Raw genomic sequence first — 18,254 nt, 5'->3', positions numbered from 1 at the left:
GTCGGCCGCCTACCGTCGGGCCACATGACCGGCGGCAATCTACGCCTGCAGATCCTCGGTCCACTGCGGATCTGGCGTAACGGGGAAGAGCTGGATCCGGGACCTCGACAGCAGGCCTACCTGCTGGCGGTGCTCCTCGCCCGGGCGGGGAAGCCGGCCAGCATCAACGAGCTGGTCGACCTGGTGTGGGCCGACCGGGCACCGGCCTCGGCGACGAACATCCTGCAGAAGTACGTCGGCGCGCTCCGCCGGTTGCTCGAGCCGACAGTGCCGGCGCGGGCCACCGGGGCGTTCCTCCGGCGCCACGGCAGCGGGTACCTGTTCGCGGCCGGCGCCGACACGCTGGACGTCGCGGAGTTCAGGGAGCTGATCGGCGCGGCGGAGGCCGCCGCCGCCGAACGGCGGCCCGACGCGGCCCTCGACGCGTACCTGCGGGCGCTCGGGCTGTGGCACGGCCCGGCCGGCGACGGCCTGGCACACGGGCCCGCCGGGATGCCGGTCTTCGCCGCGCTGGACGCCGAGTTCCTCGACGCGTGCCTCGCCGCGGCCGACCTCGCGGTGACGCGGGGGCAGCCCGGGCGCGTGCTCCAGCCGCTGTACCTCGCCGCCCGCATGGCGCCCCTGAACGAGGCGGTGCACGCGGGTCTCGCCCTGGCCCTCGCCGCGGCCGGGCAGCAGGCGCAGGCTCTGGCCCTGCTGCGGGCGGTCCGCGACCGGCTCGCCGAGGAGCTCGGCGTCGATCCGGGCCCGGCGCTCACCGCCGCGTTCCGGCGGGTTCTGGACGCGAACCCGGTCCCGGAGCCGCGCGGTGGACGACCGGGTCCCGCCGCCGCGACGGCGCCGCCGGCCGGCCGCCTCATCGGTCGCATCGACGAGCTCTCGGTGCTGCGGCGGACCGCGGGATCGGCACTGGCCGGGGGCGTGGGGCTCGGCCTCGTGGAGGGCGAGCCGGGCGTGGGCAAGACCAGTCTCCTGGAGGAGGTCGCCGCCGGGGCCGCGCGCGACGGCGCGTTCGTCGTCTGGGGGCGCTGCCTCGAACGGGACGTCGCGCCGTCGATGTGGCCCTGGGTCCAGGCGGTCGGCGCGCTCCTCGACGCCCTGCCGCCGGCCGCGCGGCAGCCGTGGCACACCGGCGAACTCGGGCGCCTCCTGGCACCGTCCTCCTCCGCCCCTGACCGGCCCGACGGTGACAGCCAGTTCCGCCTGTTCGAACGGGCCGTCTCACTGGTCGGTCAGCTGTCGGCGCGGCGACCGGTGGTGCTCCTGGTCGACGATCTCCAGTGGGTCGACGCCGCATCGCTGGGACTCTTCGGTCACCTCGCGACCCGGTTGCCGGCCGGAACCGCGATGTTCGGGGCGCTGCGCTCCACCGCACCACCGCCGGGGCCGGCGCTGACGCGGATGCTCGCCACGGTCGGCCGGCACCCGTTCCACCGCCGGATCCGGCTCGGCCCGCTCGCCTCGTCCGAGGTGACCGAGCTGATCCGTCGGGAGACCGGCCGGGCCCCGGACCCGGTCGTGGCGCGGCGGATCCACGCCCGCACCGGCGGCAACGCGTTCTTCGTGCGGGAGCTCGCGCGGCTGCTCACCGCCGACGGGGCGGCGGCGCGTCCCGCGGTCCCCTCGACGGTGCGCGACATCGTCCGCGACCGCACGGGCGCGCTCGACGACGGGGACCGTCGGCTGATCGAGATCGCGGCGCTGATGGGCCGCGACATCGACGTCCGCCTGGTGGCGGGCGCGGCCGACCTCGACGTGTCGCGGTGCCTGGCCCACCTGGAGTCCCTCGAGTCGCACGGCCTGGTGGAGGTCGTCAGCGGCCCGCTGGACCAGTGGCGGTTCGCGCACGACCTCGTCCGCGAGTCGGTCGTCCTCTCGACGACCCGGTCGGACACGAGCCGGTTCCACCTGCGCATCGCGGACGTGCTCGCGCGCGAACCGGAACCGGTCGAGCGCCACGCCGAGGCCCTCGCCCACCACCTGTGCTCGGCCGGCCCGCTCGCCGAGCCGAAGCGGGTGGTGGAGGCGCTCGTCGTCGCGGGCCGCATCGCGGCGCGCCGGTCCGCCTACGACACCGCGGACCGGCACCTGGACACCGCGGCCCGGCTGGCGCGCGACGCCGGGCTCCTCGACCTCGAGCTGACCGCGCTCACCGAGCTGACCGCGGTCTCCGGTATCCACACCGGATTCGTCGGAGCCACCCTGGACCACCTCGACCGCGCCGAGGAGGTCGCCCGGTCGCTCGGCCAGGAACGGGAGGCCACCGGCTTCCTCCTGACCCGGTTCCTGGCGCACGCCCAGGGCATCCGGCTCGACGCGGCCGGGCGCCTCGCGCGCCGCCTGCTGGACCACGGCCGGCGCTCACCCGACCCCGTCGTCCGGGCCTCCGGCCATCACGCCTGGGGCGTGCACCAGTGGAGCTCGGGCAACATCGGTGCGGCGTACCGGAACCTGAGCCGGTCCGACGCGCTCGTCCGCGCCCACCAGGACGCCGAGCCGCTGCGGCACCGGCTGCAGCTGATGACGCCCGTCATGCTCGCGCTGAACACCGCGTTGCACGGCGACCTGGACGCCGCGCGCGGGCTCTTCGACGCGGTCGAGTCCGACGCCGCCGGCGACCCCTACGCCATCAGCGTCTGGGGTTCGTTCGCGGTCACCGCGGCGGCCGCCGCCGGCGACGTCGCGTGGGCCCTGCGGGCGGCCGACACCGCGATCAGGGCCGACCCGACGTTCTCGTTCACGTTCTCCGGCGCCTACCCGCGGCTGGCGCGGCACTGGGCGCGGGCCATGTCGGGCGACGACCCGGCCGCGTCGGCGATCGAGGCGGAGCGGGTCATCGAGTCCACCCTGGTCGACCCGCCCCGGTCGAACCTCGCCACCTGGTACGCGCTGCTCGCCGAGATCCAGCTCCGTGCCGGCGGGCTCTGCGCGGCCACGAAGGCGCTGGACAGGGCCGACGCGTTCATCGACACCTACGGCGAGCGGTACGCCGAGGGCCTGGTTCTGGTCATCCGCGCCGAGACCCTCCACGCCGAGGCGCTCCACGCCGGCGGCGACCCCGCGTCGGCGGTGCGCGCGGCCCGCCGGGCGCTCACCCTGTCGCGGCGACGCGGCGCCCACCTCTTCGCGACGCGCGCCGACCGCCTGCTGGCAGAGCTTCCCGGGTGATCCGCCGTCACGGCTTGCGCGCGACCCCGACCAGGTTGTGCAGCATCGGCACCTCGCCGGCGTCGGGGTCGGGGCGCCAGCGGGTGACGTCGATGAGGCCGGGCTCGACGAACTCCAGTCCGTCGAAGTACGCACGGATCTCCTCCGGCGTGCGCATCGCGTACTTCGGGTTGGCCGACTCGTTCCAGATCTTCATGACCTCGTTGAGCTCGGGGTTGGTGTTCGTACCGTCGCAGACCACCAGGTAGCTCCCCGGCGCCAGGCCCGCCATCACCCGCTGCGCGACCTCGCGCGCCTCCTCCGCCGACGGAAGGTGCGCCAGGATGCCCGAGAGGATCACCGCGACCGGCCTGGCGAGGTCGATCGTGCGGGCGGCGCCGGTGAGGATCCGGTCGACGTCGCGGATGTCGGCGTCGATGTAGTCGGTGGCGCCCTCGGGACCGCTGGTGAGCAGCGCCCGGGCGTGGACCAGCACGAGCGGGTCGTAGTCGACGTAGACGATGCGCGAGTCGGGCGCGACCGCCTGGGCCACCTCGTGGGTGTTGTTCGCGGTGGGCAGGCCGGTACCGATGTCGAGGAACTGGCGCACGCCGGCCTCGCCGGCCAGGTAGCGCACGGCCCGGTTGAGCACGGCCCGGTCGGCGCGGGCGATCTCGACGATGATCGGGAACGCCGCGGCGATCTCGTCGCCGAGGGCCCGGTCGACCGCGTAGTTGTCCTTGCCGCCGAGCCAGTAGTTCCACACCCGGGCGGTCTGGGGAACTGTCGAGTCGATCTTCGGGGAGTCGGTCACCACGCATGCCCTTTCGGTGTCACCGTCGGCCATCGGTCGTCGGCCGCACCCTACCGTCGACGATCGACGGTGGTCGCGCGGGCACGCTGCATAGAGTGGCCGGATGCGCATCCGGATCGAGGGCACCGACCTGCCGGGCCGTCGCGGCGCGGCCGGCGCCGACGCGTTGCGATGGAACAACGTCCACGTGGGCGTCCAGCGCAGGGCCGAGGTCGTCGACCTGTTTCCGGCCGACGCCGGGTCGGCGACGTGGGAGTTCGACGTCGACAGCCGCGAGGTCGACGGGCTGCTGGACGTCGGCGGGCCCTACGTCCACGGCCGGCCCGGCGCCCGGTTCCTGTACCTGAGCTGGGGCGCCGTCGACGGCACCGGCTTCGCGATGTTCAAGCGGATCAAGCTGATCTTCGGCGACGTGCCGACCGGGGTGCTGCGTGCCGCGCACGACGGCGAGGGCGTGCTGGTCGGCCGGCTCGGTCTGACCGACGGCAGGGGCGCACCTCGCTCCGCCCGCGTGCGGCCACCCGATGTGGTCTGGCAGTGCGTTCCCCCGCCGGCGACCTGACACCGTCCCGACGGATTGTTTCCACCCCTTCAATATTTGCCGTGACGGAAACCATCGCCTATAGTTTCCGTCATGGAAAGCATCGGACGAGTGCCCGATCCCGCCGAGGCCCGCGAGGCGCTGGCGAGCATCGAGGACGCGCAGCGGACCCTGCGGAACACGCCCTGGCCGACGTGGCTCTACCCGGTCAACGCCGCCCTGGTGGGTGGCATGGCGGCGACCCCGCTCCTCGGTGACCACCGCACCACCGCGCTGCTGGCCGTCGCCCTCACGACCGTCGTCGTCAACATGGCGGCGGGGTACCGGATGGGTACGCCGTGGGTCCTGCCGACCAGCCGCGCGTTCCTGTCCGCCGTCGCGGTGTCGGCGCTGCTCGTCGTCGCCGCCATCGTCGTCGCCGACCTCACCGCGCACGCCTGGCCGGTCGCCGCCCTCGCGGTCGCCGCCGCCGTCACCTACCTCGCCGGCAGCGTGGCGCACCGCGCGTCGACGGGACGGCCCCGGTGACCGCGGGACTCGACCCCGTCATCCACCCGACGCACCGCCTGCGGATCTGCGCGATGCTCGCCGCGGGCACCACGCTGGAACTGTCGGTCGTCAAGGACAGCCTCGACCTGAGCCCGTCGGCGCTGAGCAAGCAGGTCGCCGCCCTCGTCGACGCCGGATACGTCCGGCAGGAGCGCCTGGGCACCGACACCCGCCGCGTGTGGTTGTCGATGACCCGCCAGGGTCTCGCCGCCTACCGGGGTCACGTCGCCGCGCTGCAGGAGATCGTCGGCGCGACGACGGTCCCGCGGCCGGGGTCAGCGTGACCCGGCGGCCACCAGCGTCGCGGTGATGGGTTCCAGCTCGCGGACCAGCTCGGCGAGCTCGGCCGGCGGGAGCGCGTCGTACGGCGCGGCGGCGAGGTCGTCGGTCCGGGCCTCGATACGGCCCCTGGTCTCGCGGCCGGCGTCGGTGAGCCGGCCGTCGGCGTCGACGAGCCCGCGGTCGCGCAGGCCGTCCATCACCGCGGCCAGCCGGTCCTTCGGCAGGTGGTGGATGCGCCCGAACGACTCCGCCGGGTAGATGCCCATCCCGAGCGCGGACAGCACGTGGGCCTCCGTGCCGCCGATGCGCTCGCCGACCAGGGCCGCGACATGCCCGTCCCCCCGGTGTTCCCGCAGCATCGTCGCCGAGTGCCACAGCCGGGCGACCGGGTCGCCCGGCACCGCGAGGGTCCGCATCCCGGCGTACATCACCCGGCCCGCCGTGGGCGCGCCGGTCGCGGCCCTCGTGGTCAGGTCGGCGGCGCGGACGAGACCCGCTGAGCCCGCCATCTCCTCCCCGAGGATCCGCCGCAGGGAGGCGGCACTGCCCCGCTCCCGGGCGGCGATCGACGCCTCGGGCGGGATCGTCTCCCAGGCGCTCGGGATGTGCCGCGCGGCCTCCCCCTCGGCGAAGCTGTAGAAGGCCGCGTGCACGACCTGCGCCGGCACCCGACCCAGCGGCGCGGCGCGGCTGGCGAAGTAGCCGTCCCAGTAGGTGCGGTGGCCGAGCGCGGCCAGCTCCTCGTTGCACTCGTCCGCGAAGTAGGTGACGAGGCAGATCGGCTCCAGCAGCTCGAACATGCGACGGGCGATCGTGGCCATGGTGCGGCTCCTTGTCCGGGGGCGTCGGGTCCATTCGCGCGACGAACGCGGCCGCTCCGATCCGACAGCACCGTCGAACATTCCTCCCGTCCGGGTGCCCCGGTTGCCAGATTGTCCGGCAATCTGGCAAGGTTGCGGTTATGGATGGCGACGTGACGAGCCCGATCGCCGGGCTGGGTGCTGCCATCCGGCGGCGGAGCACCACCGAGCAGGCCGCCGACGCCGTCCGGCAGGCCATCCTGTCCGGGCGGCTGCTGCCGGGCACGCCGCTGCGCGAAGCCGCCCTGGCCAGCGAGCTCGGCATCTCCCGGAGCACCCTCCGGGAGGCCGCGCGGACCCTCGAGAGCGAGGGCCTGGTGCACTACCGGATGAACCGCGGCATCGTGGTCGCCGAGATCACCGCCGCGGACGTGACCGACATCTACGCCGCCCGCGCCGCCGTGGAGCTGGCCGCGGCTGACGCCCTCACCGGGCACCGGGACCCGGCGGTCTACGCGGCCCTCGCCGGCCTGGTCGAGCGGATCGAGCACGCCTTCGACCGCGGCGACACCGCGGCCGTACTCGACGGTGACCGGCGGTTCCACGCGACCCTGGTCGCGGCCACCGGCAGCGCCCGGCTGCGCCGCTACCACGAACAGCTCCAGCAGGAACAGCGCCTCGCCCTGGCACTGTCCGAACGGTCCCGCCGCGAGCTCGGCCGCACCACGGACGACCACCGTCAGCTCCTGGAAGCGCTGCGCGGCACCCCGGAGCGGGCCAGGGCCGAGCTCACCACGCACCTGCGGGCCGGCGCCGCCGAGCTGCGACGCCTACTCGACCTCCTCGACCAGCGCCGGAAGGACCCTCGTGGCTGACCACAGCACCGGCGGCGGATGGGATCTCATCGTCACGCCGTGGCACCTCGACGAGCACCTCCCGGACTTTCCGGTGCCCGTCGGCGCGACCGAGGTCGTCCGCCCGGCTCTCCCCGCCGGTCCCGTCCCCGCCCGGATGAACCTGCTGCACCGGGCCACCGTCGACGCGGTGACGCGGGCGGCCAGGCCCCTGGTGCTGTCCGGCGACTGCCCCACCACGCGGGCGGCGGTGGCCGGGGTGCAGCGCCGTCACAGCGACCTGGCCGTCCTGTGGCTGGACGCGCACGGCGACTTCAACACCCCCGCGATCTCGACGAGCGGCTACCTCGGCGGCATGGCGCTGGCCATGCTGACCGGTCGCACACCCGGCCTGTTAGACGACGCGATCGGGCTGCGCCCGGTCCCCGAGACCAGCGTCGTTCTCGCCGACGCCCGGGACCTCGACCCGGCCGAGCACGACGCCCTCGCCACCAGTCGCGTCCACCGCGTGCCCGCCGATCCCGCCGCGGTCACCGACGCCCTCGGCCGGCTCGGCGACGTCCCCGTCCACCTCCATCTCGACATCGACGTCATCGACGGCGCCGAACTGCCCGGCGCCCGCTTCCCCTCCGGGCCCGGTCCCTCCCTCGCCCGGATCGAGGACTGCCTGGCCGCCGCCTGCGCCACCGCCACCGTCGTCGCCGCGTACATCGCCTGTGCCTGGCTGCCCGGGCACGCCGGCGACCAGACGAGCCGCCGGACGGTCACCCGCCTCACCGCCTCGCTCGGCGCCACCCTGGACTGGCACTGACTCCGCTCGGCGCGCCCCGGCGCCGGGCCGGTCGGCCGGCGGTCGTGGGTGGGCCGCCGCCTATGCTCCGTGCCATGTCCGTCTCCCCCGACCTGTCCCGTCTCGTGGCCGCGCTTCCCGACGCGCTCGCACTCCCCGAGGGCCGCGTCGTGCACGGCGACGACGGGCAGCCGGCCCTCTGGGTCAGCGACGGACCCGCCACCGCGCCGTTGTGGACCGCGTTGCGCGCGACGCACGCGACCTCCGGCCTGTGGCCGCTGCTGCTCGACCACCTCGGCGGCGACACCGCCCGCCCCTGGGACGACGGCGAACTGTGGCCGGCCGACATGTCCGACCCCGGCGGGTGGGACGCGGCGACCCTGCTGGCCGGCTGGTGGGCCGACCACACCCGCACCGACGACGCCGACCGCCTGTCGCAGCCGGAACGCCTCGCGGTCACCGCGCCCTACGGGCAGCGCTGGCCGGGCCCGGCCGCGCCGCTGCCGGTCGGTGACGATCCCGACCTGCACGCCGACGAGTGCGTGGCCTTCATGCTCGCCGACAACCCGAAGCTGCGGCTCGGCCTGGTCGCCGCCACCCGCGGCGCCGACTCGGTCACCACCGCCGGATGGCAGGGCCCGGCGAATGTCGAGAACGACACGGCGAAGCTGTCGGCCGTCCTGCGCTCCTGGGAGGACCGCTTCGCCGCGCGCGTCATCGGCGTGGGGTACGCCGAGCTGTACCTGAGCGTCGCGGCGCCACCGACCGACGCGGCCGCCGCGCTCCACGTCGCCGCGGAGCACTTCGCGTTCTGTCCCGACAACGTCTGGCAGGGCGCCGCGACCGACCTCGCCGGCTACGCCGGCCAGCTCGTCGACGCGCCGATCTGGTCGTTCTGGTGGGACTGAACCGGCCCCCGCCGGTCTGTCCACAGTGGACGCCGAACCGGTGTGGCCGCCGCCGTCGGGTACCGTGGCGCCGATGACTGAAGCCGAGACCGGGGTCAGCGCGGATCTGGTCCGCGGCCTGCTGCGGGAGCAGCACCCGGATCTGGCCGGCCTTCCCGTCCGTGAGGTCGACGGTGGCTGGGGCAACCAGATGTGGCGCCTCGGCGACGACCTGGTCGTCCGCATGCAGCGGATGGACACCGGCCCCGGGCCGCAGCTCAAGGAGCGGCGCTGGCTGCCGGTGCTGGCCCCGCGCCTGCCGCTTCCGGTACCGACCCCGGTGCGCAGCGGCACGCCGTCGGAGCGTTTCCCGAAGATCTGGACCGTCATGACGTGGGTCGACGGCACGCCCCTCGACCTCGCCCCGATCACCCGCGGCGACCACGCCGCCGACACGCTGGCGGCGTCTCTCGCGGCGCTGCACGTGGAGGCGCCCGCCGACGCCCCGGCCGCCTCGGACTTCGGGGCCCACCCGAGCGAGTGCACGGGCGGGTTCGAGCACTTCCTGCGGTCGGTCGACCTCGGCGACGTCGCCGCGGACGACGTCCGGGCCGTCTGGGCCGACGCGGTGGCGACCGCCGGGTGGCGGGGACCGCGGGTGTGGGTGCACGGTGACCTCCACCCCGCGAACGTCGTCGTCGCCGACGGAACGCTGGCCGGCGTCGTCGACTTCGGCGCGCTCTTCGCCGGCGACCCCGCGTGGGACCTGGCGGCGGCCTGGCTGCTGCTCCCCGCGGGGGGCGCCGCGCGCTTCTTCGACCGCTACGCCCGGGCCGACGGGGCGACCGTCCGGCGGGCACGCGGGCTGGCCGCGATGAAGAGCCTGTTCCTGATGCTGATGGGCCGCAACGGCGACCGCGGCCTGCCCGGCGGCAAGCCGGCCTGGGGACCCGCGGGCCGGGCGGCCCTCGGCCGCGTCCTCGCGGGCCTCTGAGTACGCGGCCCGCTACCGGGTACGGCGCCGGATGCGCTCGATGCGGGCCTGCGTCGCGGCCTCGTCGGCCATTCCGAGGCGGACCCGGCGGCGCAGCTTGTACTCCACGACGTCGGCCAACGGCGCGTCGCCGCTTTTGCGCCACCCCCACGAGATCCACCGGGACGTCGTCGCGAGCAGCGTGACCTCGGCCGACTCGGCGAGCTCCGGAACGACGCGCCCGACCGCCGTCGTCAGCACCTGATGGTCGCGATGCCGGTCGACACGGTTCGGTATCCGCTTGTTGCGGCGGATGTTCCTGCGTGAGCTCTTGTCGTTCTCGCCGTAGGCGTTACGCCGGTCGCGCGCGTAGCTCAGCGCCTTCTTCTCCTGCGGATCCCGTCGCGCCACCCGCCTCACCATCCCCCGAACCGCCGCACCATGCCCCGTCACGGTAGGCGCGGGACGCGGCCGGGCACCACACGTTTCCGCGGGTCCGGCGACGCGACGCGGGGGTCACGGGTGTGCGCCGTCGCGGTGGGTGGGCGCGGTGGCGGCGAGCCAGGCCATCAGCTGGCCGGTGGTACCGGGGCCGAGCGCGGGCGCGGCCCGCTGGACCAGCGCGGCAAGCCGGTCGTGCCCGTCGGCCGTGGCCGTCAGGTCGGGTGGCGTACCGCGGCGCCGCGACGGCAGGGCCGCGTCGCGGGCGAGGCGGGTGACGTCGGCCAGGCCGCGGCGGGCCAGGTCGGGATGCGGGTCGACGGCGAGGGTGAGGGCCGCGCGCAGATGGACCGCGGTGGACCGGTCGCGCAGCAGCCGGTAGCCGGCTCGACGGAGCTCCATGCGTGGATGGGCCAGCAGCTGCCAGGCGACCTCCTCCGGTACCCGCCGCGGAAACGGTCGCAGCGCCGCTGTCGCCTCCCGGACGACGGCCGGCGAGGGGTCGTGCAGCAGCGGCAGTGTCCCCTCGACGTCAACGGCGTCCAGCTGGCGCAGCGCCCGCACGGCGGCGGCGCGGACGGTCCGGTCGGCGTGCGTCAGCAACGGCCGTAGCAGTGCGGCATCCGCGACCGAGCCGGCCTCCGCCAGTCCCATGACGGCACCCACGGCCGGAACCGGCGCGGTGACCGCGACCCGGTAGTGCCCGGGCACGTCGGTGCCGAGACCGGCCGCGGCGGCGCGGGCCAGCGCCCGGACCAGCGGGGCCCCGTCGTCGAGAGACGCGGCGACGGTGGCGGTCTCGCCGATGCGGGCCAGTCCGGTGAGCGCGACCACCCGCACCTCGGCGCGGCGGTGGCCGGCCAGGCGCCGCAGGACCCGCACCCGCCGGGTCCACACCGCCTCCCGGCAGGCCGCTTCGGCGGCCCGCACCCGGATCCGGACGTCGTCGTCGGACTCGGCCACGGCGACGAGGTCGTCCACGCGCATCCCGCCCTGCGCCAGGGCCACGTCGAAGACGAACCGCCGCAACCGCCGGTCGCCGGTACCGGCCAACGCCCGACGAACCGGCTCCGGTGCGGTGATCAGCGCGGCCAGCGCCTGACCGTGCACGAACCCGCCCCGGAGCCGGGGCCGCATCAGCACCGTCGTCGGCAGCACCGCGGCCAGGTACCCGCCGCCGCCGTCCCCGCCGCCGTCCCCGCCGCCGTCCCCGCCGCCGTCCCCGCCGCCGTCCCCGTCGCCGTCGTCGTCGGCGAGCAGCAGCGCCAGGCCGGCGCGCGCCCGGTCACGGACGGGCCCGACCCAGTCCCCGGTTCGCAGCGCCAGAAACGGCATCAGCTCCGGCAACGGCCGGTCGAGCATCGCGGCCACCGCCCGTTCCCGGATCCGCCCGTCGCGGTGGGTGCTGGCCACGGCGACCGCAACCGGGCCGGGTGTCGCCTCGTGGAGGCGGGCCACCGGCCCGTCGAGAAACGGGGTCGCGCCGGTCGCCGACCACAGCACCCGCCGGGCGTGCTCGTCGATCCGGGTGACCAGGGCCGGCCGCTGCCCGAGCACCCGCAGCGCCGCACGGGCCAGCCCGTCGTCGCCGGCCGCGTCGACGTCGACCAGCGCGCGCACCAGGACGTCCAGCCCCTGCCAGCCCCTGTCGGCGGACCCGGCGGCCGCCTCGACGGCCCCCAGCAGCGACCGCCCGTCGACCTCCACGCGCGGGTCGGGTCGACCACCCCGCCTGAGCCATCTCACCCCGACATCGTCCCCCGGACGCGATCACCCGGCGGCCGAATTCCCGCGGCGGCATAAGCTGCGCGTTACCGCACGACCCGCGCACCGCCTCCGACGCCGGGTCCGTCGATGGGAGTGCCGTGACCTGGGGCGTGATGGCGACGGAGATGCTGTTCCCCGTCGGGGTGTTCATCGTCGTCAGCGGCATGTCGTCCATGGCCCTCGTGGTCCGGGTGCTGCACGCCGAGTCGCCGACACCGATGTTCTTCCGGCTGCGCCGCTCCGGATCGCTGACCGCGTTCGTCGGCCCGGCCGGGTGGCGGTCGGTGCCGCGGGACCGGCTCGGCTGGCTGGCCATGCAGGTCGCGCCGCTCGCGGTGGTGCTCTGCCTGACGTACGTGATCGCCCTGTGGGTGCCGCTGGCCGCGGCCGGCGCGTCGCTGCTCGCGGTCCCGCTGGCCGTCGTGTGTCTCGCCGCGTCCGCGGCCGTCGTGGCGGGCTCGCTGGTCTACGCCGCGACGTTCCGGTTGGGGGCCTGGGCCCCGCGCCTGGGTCTGCCGCCGCTGGACCTGCCGGCCGCGGACTTCCACACCAGGGTGCGGACGAAGGCCGCCCTGAACCTGTTCTGGTACCGGTACCTGCACGTGTGCACGGTGTTCTCGGGGCTGTACGCCGTGCTCGCCTCGGCCGTCCGGGCCCTGCAGGTCGCCGCCGGCGACGCCGCGGCGGCGGTCAAGGTCTCCGCGCTTGTCGGGGCCGTCGCCGGGTGGACCCTCGTGGTCTGTACGACGGCCATCGGCGTCCGGGTCGTCGCCTCGTACTTCCCGGTGACGCGGGCGCACCGCGCCATCGGTCGTTGTCTGGCGCGGGAGCCGGCCGGAGCCTTACGCGCGTACGACCCGCGCCTGCCGGCTGATCCGCTCGTCCACCGCCCGGACCTGGTCGACGCCGGCAGGTGCCTGATCGCCGTGGCGCGCAGGCTGGAGCACCCGACCGGCACCGTCGGCGTCAGCCATCCCCTGGCGACCCTGCTCCGCGCCACGGAGCGGAAGGTGGGGCTGTACCTGGCGAGCCGGGCGTCGCTCACGGACCGGCTCCCGGAGGAGCTGCGGAACACGTTGAGACTCGCGACCACCGTCATGGTCGGGCCGAGACGTCACGGGCGGTACGGGGAGCTGGCCGCCCTCGTCGCCCCGTTCGACCCCGACGGCCAGCCGCACGAGGTTCTCCGCCCGCCGGCGCCCGGACGGGTCGGCCTTCTGGTCGCCCAGGTGGCCGACGGCGTGGAGAGGGCCCACCGCGTGATCTTCGGACTCGCGTGGACCGCGCTGCTCGTCGCGGTGATCTTCGCCGTCGTCCATCAGGGTCGCGGCCTGGAGTGGCTGCTGCAGATCGTGAAGCCGTAGCGGGCGGCGGGCTACTGCCGCCGCAACGACACGAGGGCCACCTCGTTGCCCTCCGGGTCGACGAGGGTCCGGCGCTCGGCGGTCGACCCGGCGAGGACCCGTCCCCCCGCGGCCACCGCCGCGTCGACGCGGGTCTGCGCGTGGTCGTCGGCGACGAACAGCTCGAGGTGGACGCGGTTGCGCTGCCGCCGCCGCTCCGCGTCCGACGCGTCCATGGGCTGGAAGAACAGGACCGGATTCAGCCGGCGGGGGTCGTAGATGTCGGTCAGGAACGGCCGCTGGTCCTCGCTGTAGCCGAGGACGGCCGCCCAGAACGCGCGCACCGCGGGAAGGTCGACCGCGTCGAGGCCGAGCTGGACGAACCGCGGGCGCGTCGGGTCGGCGGACAGCCCCAGGTCGCGCGCCGCGGTCTGGATCCGGCCGGCCAGGTCCACGAACCGCGGCGTGGCGGAGCCCTCGCCGTCCTCCCACTGGTCCTTCCCACCGTCGATCGTGACGCCGTCGGGGCGCAGGTCGACCATCAGCGGCAGCCCGGCGTCGTCGGCCAGACCGGCGACCGCCGACGCGAGGTCGGCCGCCCGCGCGGGCCGGTCGACGGGGTAGAACGCCATCGCGGCGAACAGCACCTGCCAGTCGGCGGTCTCCGGCCGCGGGGAGAGCCGGTCGCCGGGGACCACGTCGACCTCGTTCCCGTCGGCGTCGGCGAGCGCGACCCCGTACGGGCCGAACGGCTTCTGTTCGACGGCGGCACGCGCCGCCTCGACCGCGTCGGGCGCGCGGACCACGTCGACGTGGATCCGGTCACGCAGCGGCCGGTGCGGGCTCGGCCGGAACGACAGCCCGGGATCGCGGCGCGACGGGTCCCGGAGCCCGTCGGCGCCGACCGGCTCGTAGGCGAGCACGGTGCGCCAGAACGGCAGGAGCAACGGCCCGTCCGCGGTCTCGATCACGAGCCGCACCGTCTGGAGGACGGCCGGGTCCGCGGCCAGTCCCAGGTCCCGGGCCGCGGCCGAGTCCGCGCGCGAACTCCGCGTCGGCCGGGGTGGGATCACCGGTCGGGGCGATCCGCACGCGCACCCCGCCGGGCCGCAGGTCCACGTCCGGCGGGCCGGTGGCGGCGGACAGGTCGGCGATACGCCGCACGAGCGCCGCGCCCGCGGTCATCGACGGCGCCTCGAACCAGGCGCCCACGCCGGCGTCGAGGACGCGCCAGTCGTCGGCACCGGCCGCCTGCTGGAACCCCGCGGTTCGCCCCATCGACCCAGCTTAGGCCCGGACGTTGTCAGCGGCGGCCGCGCAGCTTGGCGAGAAGCGCCTGGAGCTTGCTGCGGTTGCCCGGCTGGGACAGCTGCCGACGCCCCTGGTCGACCAGCCGACGACCCTGCGGGCTCCGGAAGAAGGCCAGGACGCGGTTCACAAACGACGACGACGCCATCGGAATCACCTCTATCGTTCGGCGCGGCCGAGTCGGCACGACGCCGGTCCGGTGGACTTACCCCACGGCCGGGACCGCCAACCGTCCGGACCGGACGGCCACCTCCCCCGCGCGCACCGGCCCCGCCCGCGCCGGTTCGGGGGGATCGGCGCGGGCGGGGCGGCCCGGGTGGCGGACGGTCATTCGGCGCTGACGTCCGCGCGCGACGGGTGTGCCGGCCTCCGTCGAGGACGGGCGCGTCGCGGTCGCGTTCCACCCGGCGGGTGCGGCATTGCGGACCGACGCGGGTACCAGGATGGCCGGGCCGTATGGCGGGCGACCCACGACGATGTGACGGTTCCATGACGGAGGTCGTCGACGCGCGTCACCGGCGCCGTCACGACAGCGGAGTCGCCGTTCACGGCGGGCCGCCCGCGGGGAGCAGGTCGAACACGTGGCCGACGCCGGACAGGTCCAGCAGCCGCCGCACGCGCGGACCCGCACCGCGCAGCGACAACCGGCCGCCGTAGCGCCGGACGCGCCGGTGGGCGTCCGTCAGGACACCGATCGCGGCGGCGCTGAGGCTGTCGCAGGCCGTGAGGTCGACGATCACGTGCTCCGGCCGGAGCGTGACCGCCTCGTCGACACGTTCGGCGAGGCGCACCGACGCGGACCGGCTCGACGCCTCACAGATGATCAGCTCCAGCCGGGGGATCGGCGACGTCGCGACGGCGGTGTCGTGCCCCGGGTGGGCGGTCTGTCCCGTCATATCCACAGCGTCCAGGGGGTACATGGCGGTGGTGGCGCGCTTGTTTGACGGTTGTGTGACAACCGGTCGCGGGGGCCGGCAATCCTGGACACCCGTACGGGTGACCGCGCGATGATGCACGCATGAGGGTCACAGCGGTCGGGCGCGCGGGGTTGCGCACCCGCGTGACGGCCGGGTTCGCCGCCGGCGCGTTGATGCTGTCGGCCGTCATGGCGCTGGTGTCCTACCAGCTGACGCGCGACCGGCTGCTGGAGGAGCGGGAACGGACGGTCGTGCGGGCCGCGATGGCCGACGCCGCGGTCGTCGGCGACGGGCTGCGCGACGCCGACGCCGAGGTCGCCGACGTGCTGGGCACGCTCGACACCGGCGACTACCGCCGGGTGGTGGTGCACCGCGACGGCGTCTGGTACGCGCGCAACGCCGACGCCACCATCGCCGAGGCGATCCCCCGGTCGTTGCAGCGCCTGGTCGCCGACGGTAGACCGGGTGTCCAACGGTTCCGCCAGAACGGGCACCCGACGGTCGTGGTCGCCGTACCGCTGTCGTCGTCGGCGGTGTTCTACGAGATCGGTTCGTTGAGCGAGCTGGAACGCACGCTCGACGTGCTGGCCCTCAGTCTCACGGCGGTGGCCGTGATGGTAGCGGCCGGCGGGGCGGGACTGGGGTGGTACAGCGCCCGGCGCGTGCTCCGACCGCTCGGCTACGTCGCCGACGCGGCCGAACGGGTGGCCGCCGGCGGCTACAGCACCCGGCTCGACCCGACCACCGAGCCCGACCTCGGGCGGCTGACCACCTCGTTCAACCACATGGTCGACGAGCTGTCGGCCCGGCTCGAACGCGACCGGCGCTTCGCCGCCGACGTCAGTCACGAGCTGCGCTCACCGCTGCAGACCCTCAGCGCGGCCGCGAGCGTGCTGAACCGCCGGCGCGAACATCTCGACGAACGCACCGCCGTCGCCGCGCAGCTCGTCGCCGAGGAGGTCGACCGGTTCCAGGCCCTCGTCGACGACCTCCTCGAGCTCGCCCGCAGCGACCAGCCCGCCGACCGCGCACCGGTCGACGTCGTCGCGCTGGCGCGCCAGGTGTGCGCCGCCCGCGGCCTGTCCGACGCGCTCGTCACCGTCGCCGACGGCACACCCAGGACGTGGAGCCTCGACCGGCGGCGGTTCGTCCAGATCCTCGACAACCTCCTCGACAACGCCGTCCAGTACGCCGGCGGTCCCACCGCCGTGCGCGTCGGCGGAGACCGGCACGTGTGCGTGGTCGAGGTCGACGACGAGGGACCCGGCGTCCACCCGGCCGACCGCACCACGGTGTTCGACCGGTTCTTCCGGGGCCGGCACGCCAACTCCCGCCGGCGCACCGACGGAACCGGGCTGGGCCTGGCGATCGTGGCGCAGCACGCCGCCGCGCACGGCGGCCGGGTCAGCGTCGACGACCGGCCCGGCGGCGGCGCGCGGTTCCGCGTCGACCTTCCCGCGGAGCCGGCGTGACCGCGCGGTCCGCGGTCGTCGCCGCCCTTCTCCTCACGCTGGTCGCGGGGTGCGGCGTCCCGGCCGAGGACGAGGCGCGGCCGCTACCGGCGTCCGGCACCGTCCCCGGGACGGGACCGGTGGTCGAGGTGTCGCCGTCGCCGGCCGGGTCGGTCGCGCAGCCGTTCTACTTCGTCCGGCGCGGCCGGCTGGTGCCCGTCGTCCGCTGGATCGGGCCCGCGACGCCGCTGGACGCGTTGACCCGGACGCTGCTCGCCGGCCCGACGTCGTCGGAGGCGGCCGCCGACCTCACCAGCGCGCTGACGGGAACGGCGACCGTCCGCGGCGTGCGCCGCTCCGGCGCGATCGCCCTCGTCGACCTCGGCGACGACCCTCCCGCCACCGGCCGCACCGACGAGATCCTCGCGTTCGGGCAGATCGTCTGCACGTTGACCGCCCGCACCGACGTCAGCGGGGTCGCGTTCGTCCGCGGAGACCAGCCGCTGGAGGTTCCGCGCCCGGACGGCTCGCTGTCGGCGCAGCCGATGGCGGCGCTCACCTACGCGGACCTGCTCGCACCGGCGTGAGTCACCGCTGGAGCTTGTAGCCCATGCCGCGGACGGTCACCAGGTGACGCGGCGCCCGCGAGTCGTCCTCGATCTTCTGCCGCAACCGTCCGACGTGGACGTCGACGAGCCGCTCGTCGCCGAAGTCGTACTCCCACACCCGTTGCAGCAGCTGCTGCCGCGACATCACCTGACCCGGATGGTTCGCCAGCTCGCACAGCAACCGGAACTCGGTGTGCGTCAACGCCACCGGCTCCCCGCGCAGCCGCACCTCGCCACCGGCGGGCACGATCTCCAGGTCCCCGAAGACCACCGACGTCGGGCCGGACGCCGTACCCGACCGCGCCGAGGTTCTCGCCCGCCGTCGCAGCGCCCGCAGCCGCGCCGTCAGCTCCTTCACCGCGACCGGCTTGACCAGGTAGTCGTCGGCACCCGCCTCCAGCGCCGCCACGATGTCGTGGGTGTCGTCGCGGGCGCTGACGACCACGATCGGCAGGTCGGCGTCGCGCCGCAGCTCCCGGATGCACTCGAACCCGTCCATCCCCGGGAGCATCAGGTCGACCAGCACCACGTCGGCGGGCTCGGACCGTTGTGCCGTCAGGCCCTCCTCGGCGCTCTCCGCGCCGCGTGCCGCGTAGCCCTCGTCCTCCAGGGCCAGCACCAACGACAACCGGATCCGGTCGTCGTCCTCGATCACCAGTACGCCTGCCACCCTTCGCATCATGCCCGCACCGGCGGCCCCGCGCCGAACGGTCCGGCCGCGTGCCGGTCCGATCGTCATGAGGGTGTCATATGACGCCGGCAGGAACCGTCACACTGCGCGG

The 18,254-nt window shown here is 75.2% G+C and carries 19 protein-coding genes; 11 read left to right on the top strand and 8 right to left on the bottom strand.

The features are described from left to right. Positions 1-24 precede the first annotated feature (24 nt). Positions 25-3,168, top strand: a complete 3,144-nt coding sequence (locus tag Voc01_RS37105; protein ID WP_203932353.1) for a BTAD domain-containing putative transcriptional regulator — start codon at positions 25-27, stop codon at positions 3,166-3,168. Positions 3,169-3,175: 7 nt separating this feature from the next. On the opposite strand, the gene Voc01_RS37100 is transcribed toward Voc01_RS37105, so the two are convergent. After that, positions 3,176-3,961, bottom strand: coding sequence for an SAM-dependent methyltransferase (locus tag Voc01_RS37100; RefSeq protein ID WP_239160759.1), 786 nt, complete (start codon positions 3,959-3,961; stop codon positions 3,176-3,178). A gap of 103 nt (positions 3,962-4,064) precedes the next feature. On the opposite strand from Voc01_RS37100, the gene Voc01_RS37095 reads away from it, so the two are divergent. The 3 genes from Voc01_RS37095 (at position 4,065) to Voc01_RS37085 (ending at position 5,335) form a co-directional block, all read left to right on the top strand. After that, complete coding sequence (locus tag Voc01_RS37095; RefSeq protein ID WP_203932351.1) at positions 4,065-4,523, top strand: DUF5990 family protein; 459 nt, start codon at positions 4,065-4,067, stop codon at positions 4,521-4,523. A gap of 72 nt (positions 4,524-4,595) precedes the next feature. Beyond that, positions 4,596-5,030, top strand: a complete 435-nt coding sequence (locus tag Voc01_RS37090) for a hypothetical protein (protein WP_203932350.1) — start codon at positions 4,596-4,598, stop codon at positions 5,028-5,030. After that, entirely contained in the window at positions 5,027-5,335 is a 309-nt protein-coding gene (locus Voc01_RS37085; RefSeq protein ID WP_203932349.1) for a transcriptional regulator, read from the top strand. Before Voc01_RS37090 ends, Voc01_RS37085 begins: the two co-directional genes overlap by 4 nt. Here Voc01_RS37085 and Voc01_RS37080 read toward each other — a convergent pair. Then, positions 5,327-6,154, bottom strand: coding sequence for an SCO6745 family protein (locus tag Voc01_RS37080; RefSeq protein ID WP_239160758.1), 828 nt, complete (start codon positions 6,152-6,154; stop codon positions 5,327-5,329). The genes Voc01_RS37085 and Voc01_RS37080 overlap by 9 nt on opposite strands. Before the next feature lie 140 nt (positions 6,155-6,294). On the opposite strand from Voc01_RS37080, the gene Voc01_RS37075 reads away from it, so the two are divergent. The 4 genes from Voc01_RS37075 (at position 6,295) to Voc01_RS37060 (ending at position 9,658) form a co-directional block, all read left to right on the top strand. After that, complete coding sequence (locus Voc01_RS37075) at positions 6,295-7,008, top strand: GntR family transcriptional regulator (RefSeq protein ID WP_203932348.1); 714 nt, start codon at positions 6,295-6,297, stop codon at positions 7,006-7,008. Beyond that, positions 7,001-7,798, top strand: coding sequence for an arginase family protein (locus Voc01_RS37070; protein ID WP_203932347.1), 798 nt, complete (start codon positions 7,001-7,003; stop codon positions 7,796-7,798). Before Voc01_RS37075 ends, Voc01_RS37070 begins: the two co-directional genes overlap by 8 nt. 74 nt (positions 7,799-7,872) lie before the next feature. Then, complete coding sequence (locus Voc01_RS37065) at positions 7,873-8,685, top strand: DUF4253 domain-containing protein (protein WP_203932346.1); 813 nt, start codon at positions 7,873-7,875, stop codon at positions 8,683-8,685. A 73-nt stretch (positions 8,686-8,758) separates the two neighbouring features. Next, positions 8,759-9,658 carry a phosphotransferase gene (locus Voc01_RS37060; protein ID WP_203932345.1) on the top strand — a complete coding sequence of 300 codons (900 nt, stop codon included), beginning with the start codon at positions 8,759-8,761 and terminating at the stop codon, positions 9,656-9,658. Between the two features lie 12 nt (positions 9,659-9,670). Here Voc01_RS37060 and Voc01_RS37055 read toward each other — a convergent pair whose 3' ends face one another. Next, positions 9,671-10,048: a hypothetical protein gene (locus Voc01_RS37055; RefSeq protein ID WP_203932344.1), complete on the bottom strand. Its 378-nt coding sequence runs from the start codon at positions 10,046-10,048 to the stop codon at positions 9,671-9,673. Between the two features lie 105 nt (positions 10,049-10,153). Then, positions 10,154-11,824: an amino acid adenylation domain-containing protein gene (locus Voc01_RS37050; RefSeq protein WP_239160757.1), complete on the bottom strand. Its 1,671-nt coding sequence runs from the start codon at positions 11,822-11,824 to the stop codon at positions 10,154-10,156. Positions 11,825-11,943: 119 nt separating this feature from the next. On the opposite strand from Voc01_RS37050, the gene Voc01_RS37045 reads away from it, so the two are divergent. Then, the gene (locus tag Voc01_RS37045; protein WP_203932343.1) at positions 11,944-13,209 is read left to right on the top strand and encodes a hypothetical protein; all 1,266 of its coding nucleotides are present in this window, start codon (positions 11,944-11,946) and stop codon (positions 13,207-13,209) included. 11 nt (positions 13,210-13,220) lie between these two features. Here the strand turns inward: Voc01_RS37045 and Voc01_RS37040 are convergent, their stop codons facing one another. The 3 genes from Voc01_RS37040 to Voc01_RS37030 form a co-directional block, all read right to left on the bottom strand. After that, positions 13,221-14,159 (bottom strand): VOC family protein, encoded by a 939-nt coding sequence (locus Voc01_RS37040; protein WP_203932342.1) that lies wholly within the window; start codon positions 14,157-14,159, stop codon positions 13,221-13,223. A 332-nt stretch (positions 14,160-14,491) separates the two neighbouring features. Further along, positions 14,492-14,644, bottom strand: a complete 153-nt coding sequence (locus Voc01_RS37035) for a hypothetical protein (RefSeq protein ID WP_203932341.1) — start codon at positions 14,642-14,644, stop codon at positions 14,492-14,494. Between the two features lie 397 nt (positions 14,645-15,041). Next, positions 15,042-15,392, bottom strand: a complete 351-nt coding sequence (locus Voc01_RS37030) for an STAS domain-containing protein (RefSeq protein WP_203932340.1) — start codon at positions 15,390-15,392, stop codon at positions 15,042-15,044. Between the two features lie 122 nt (positions 15,393-15,514). Here Voc01_RS37030 and Voc01_RS37025 point away from each other — a divergent pair, with 122 nt between their 5' ends. Further along, positions 15,515-16,885: a sensor histidine kinase gene (locus Voc01_RS37025; RefSeq protein ID WP_203932339.1), complete on the top strand. Its 1,371-nt coding sequence runs from the start codon at positions 15,515-15,517 to the stop codon at positions 16,883-16,885. Then, complete coding sequence (locus Voc01_RS37020; protein WP_203932338.1) at positions 16,882-17,451, top strand: GerMN domain-containing protein; 570 nt, start codon at positions 16,882-16,884, stop codon at positions 17,449-17,451. Before Voc01_RS37025 ends, Voc01_RS37020 begins: the two co-directional genes overlap by 4 nt. 1 nt (position 17,452) lies before the next feature. Here the strand turns inward: Voc01_RS37020 and Voc01_RS37015 are convergent, their stop codons facing one another. Then, complete coding sequence (locus Voc01_RS37015; RefSeq protein ID WP_203932337.1) at positions 17,453-18,142, bottom strand: response regulator transcription factor; 690 nt, start codon at positions 18,140-18,142, stop codon at positions 17,453-17,455. Between the last annotated feature and the right edge of the window lie 112 nt (positions 18,143-18,254).

The organism is Virgisporangium ochraceum, from assembly GCF_016863655.1.
Lineage (GTDB): Bacteria > Actinomycetota > Actinomycetes > Mycobacteriales > Micromonosporaceae > Virgisporangium > Virgisporangium ochraceum.
Note: the sequence above shows the minus strand (reverse complement) of the source record. Positions and strands in the feature narration are given on the sequence as shown.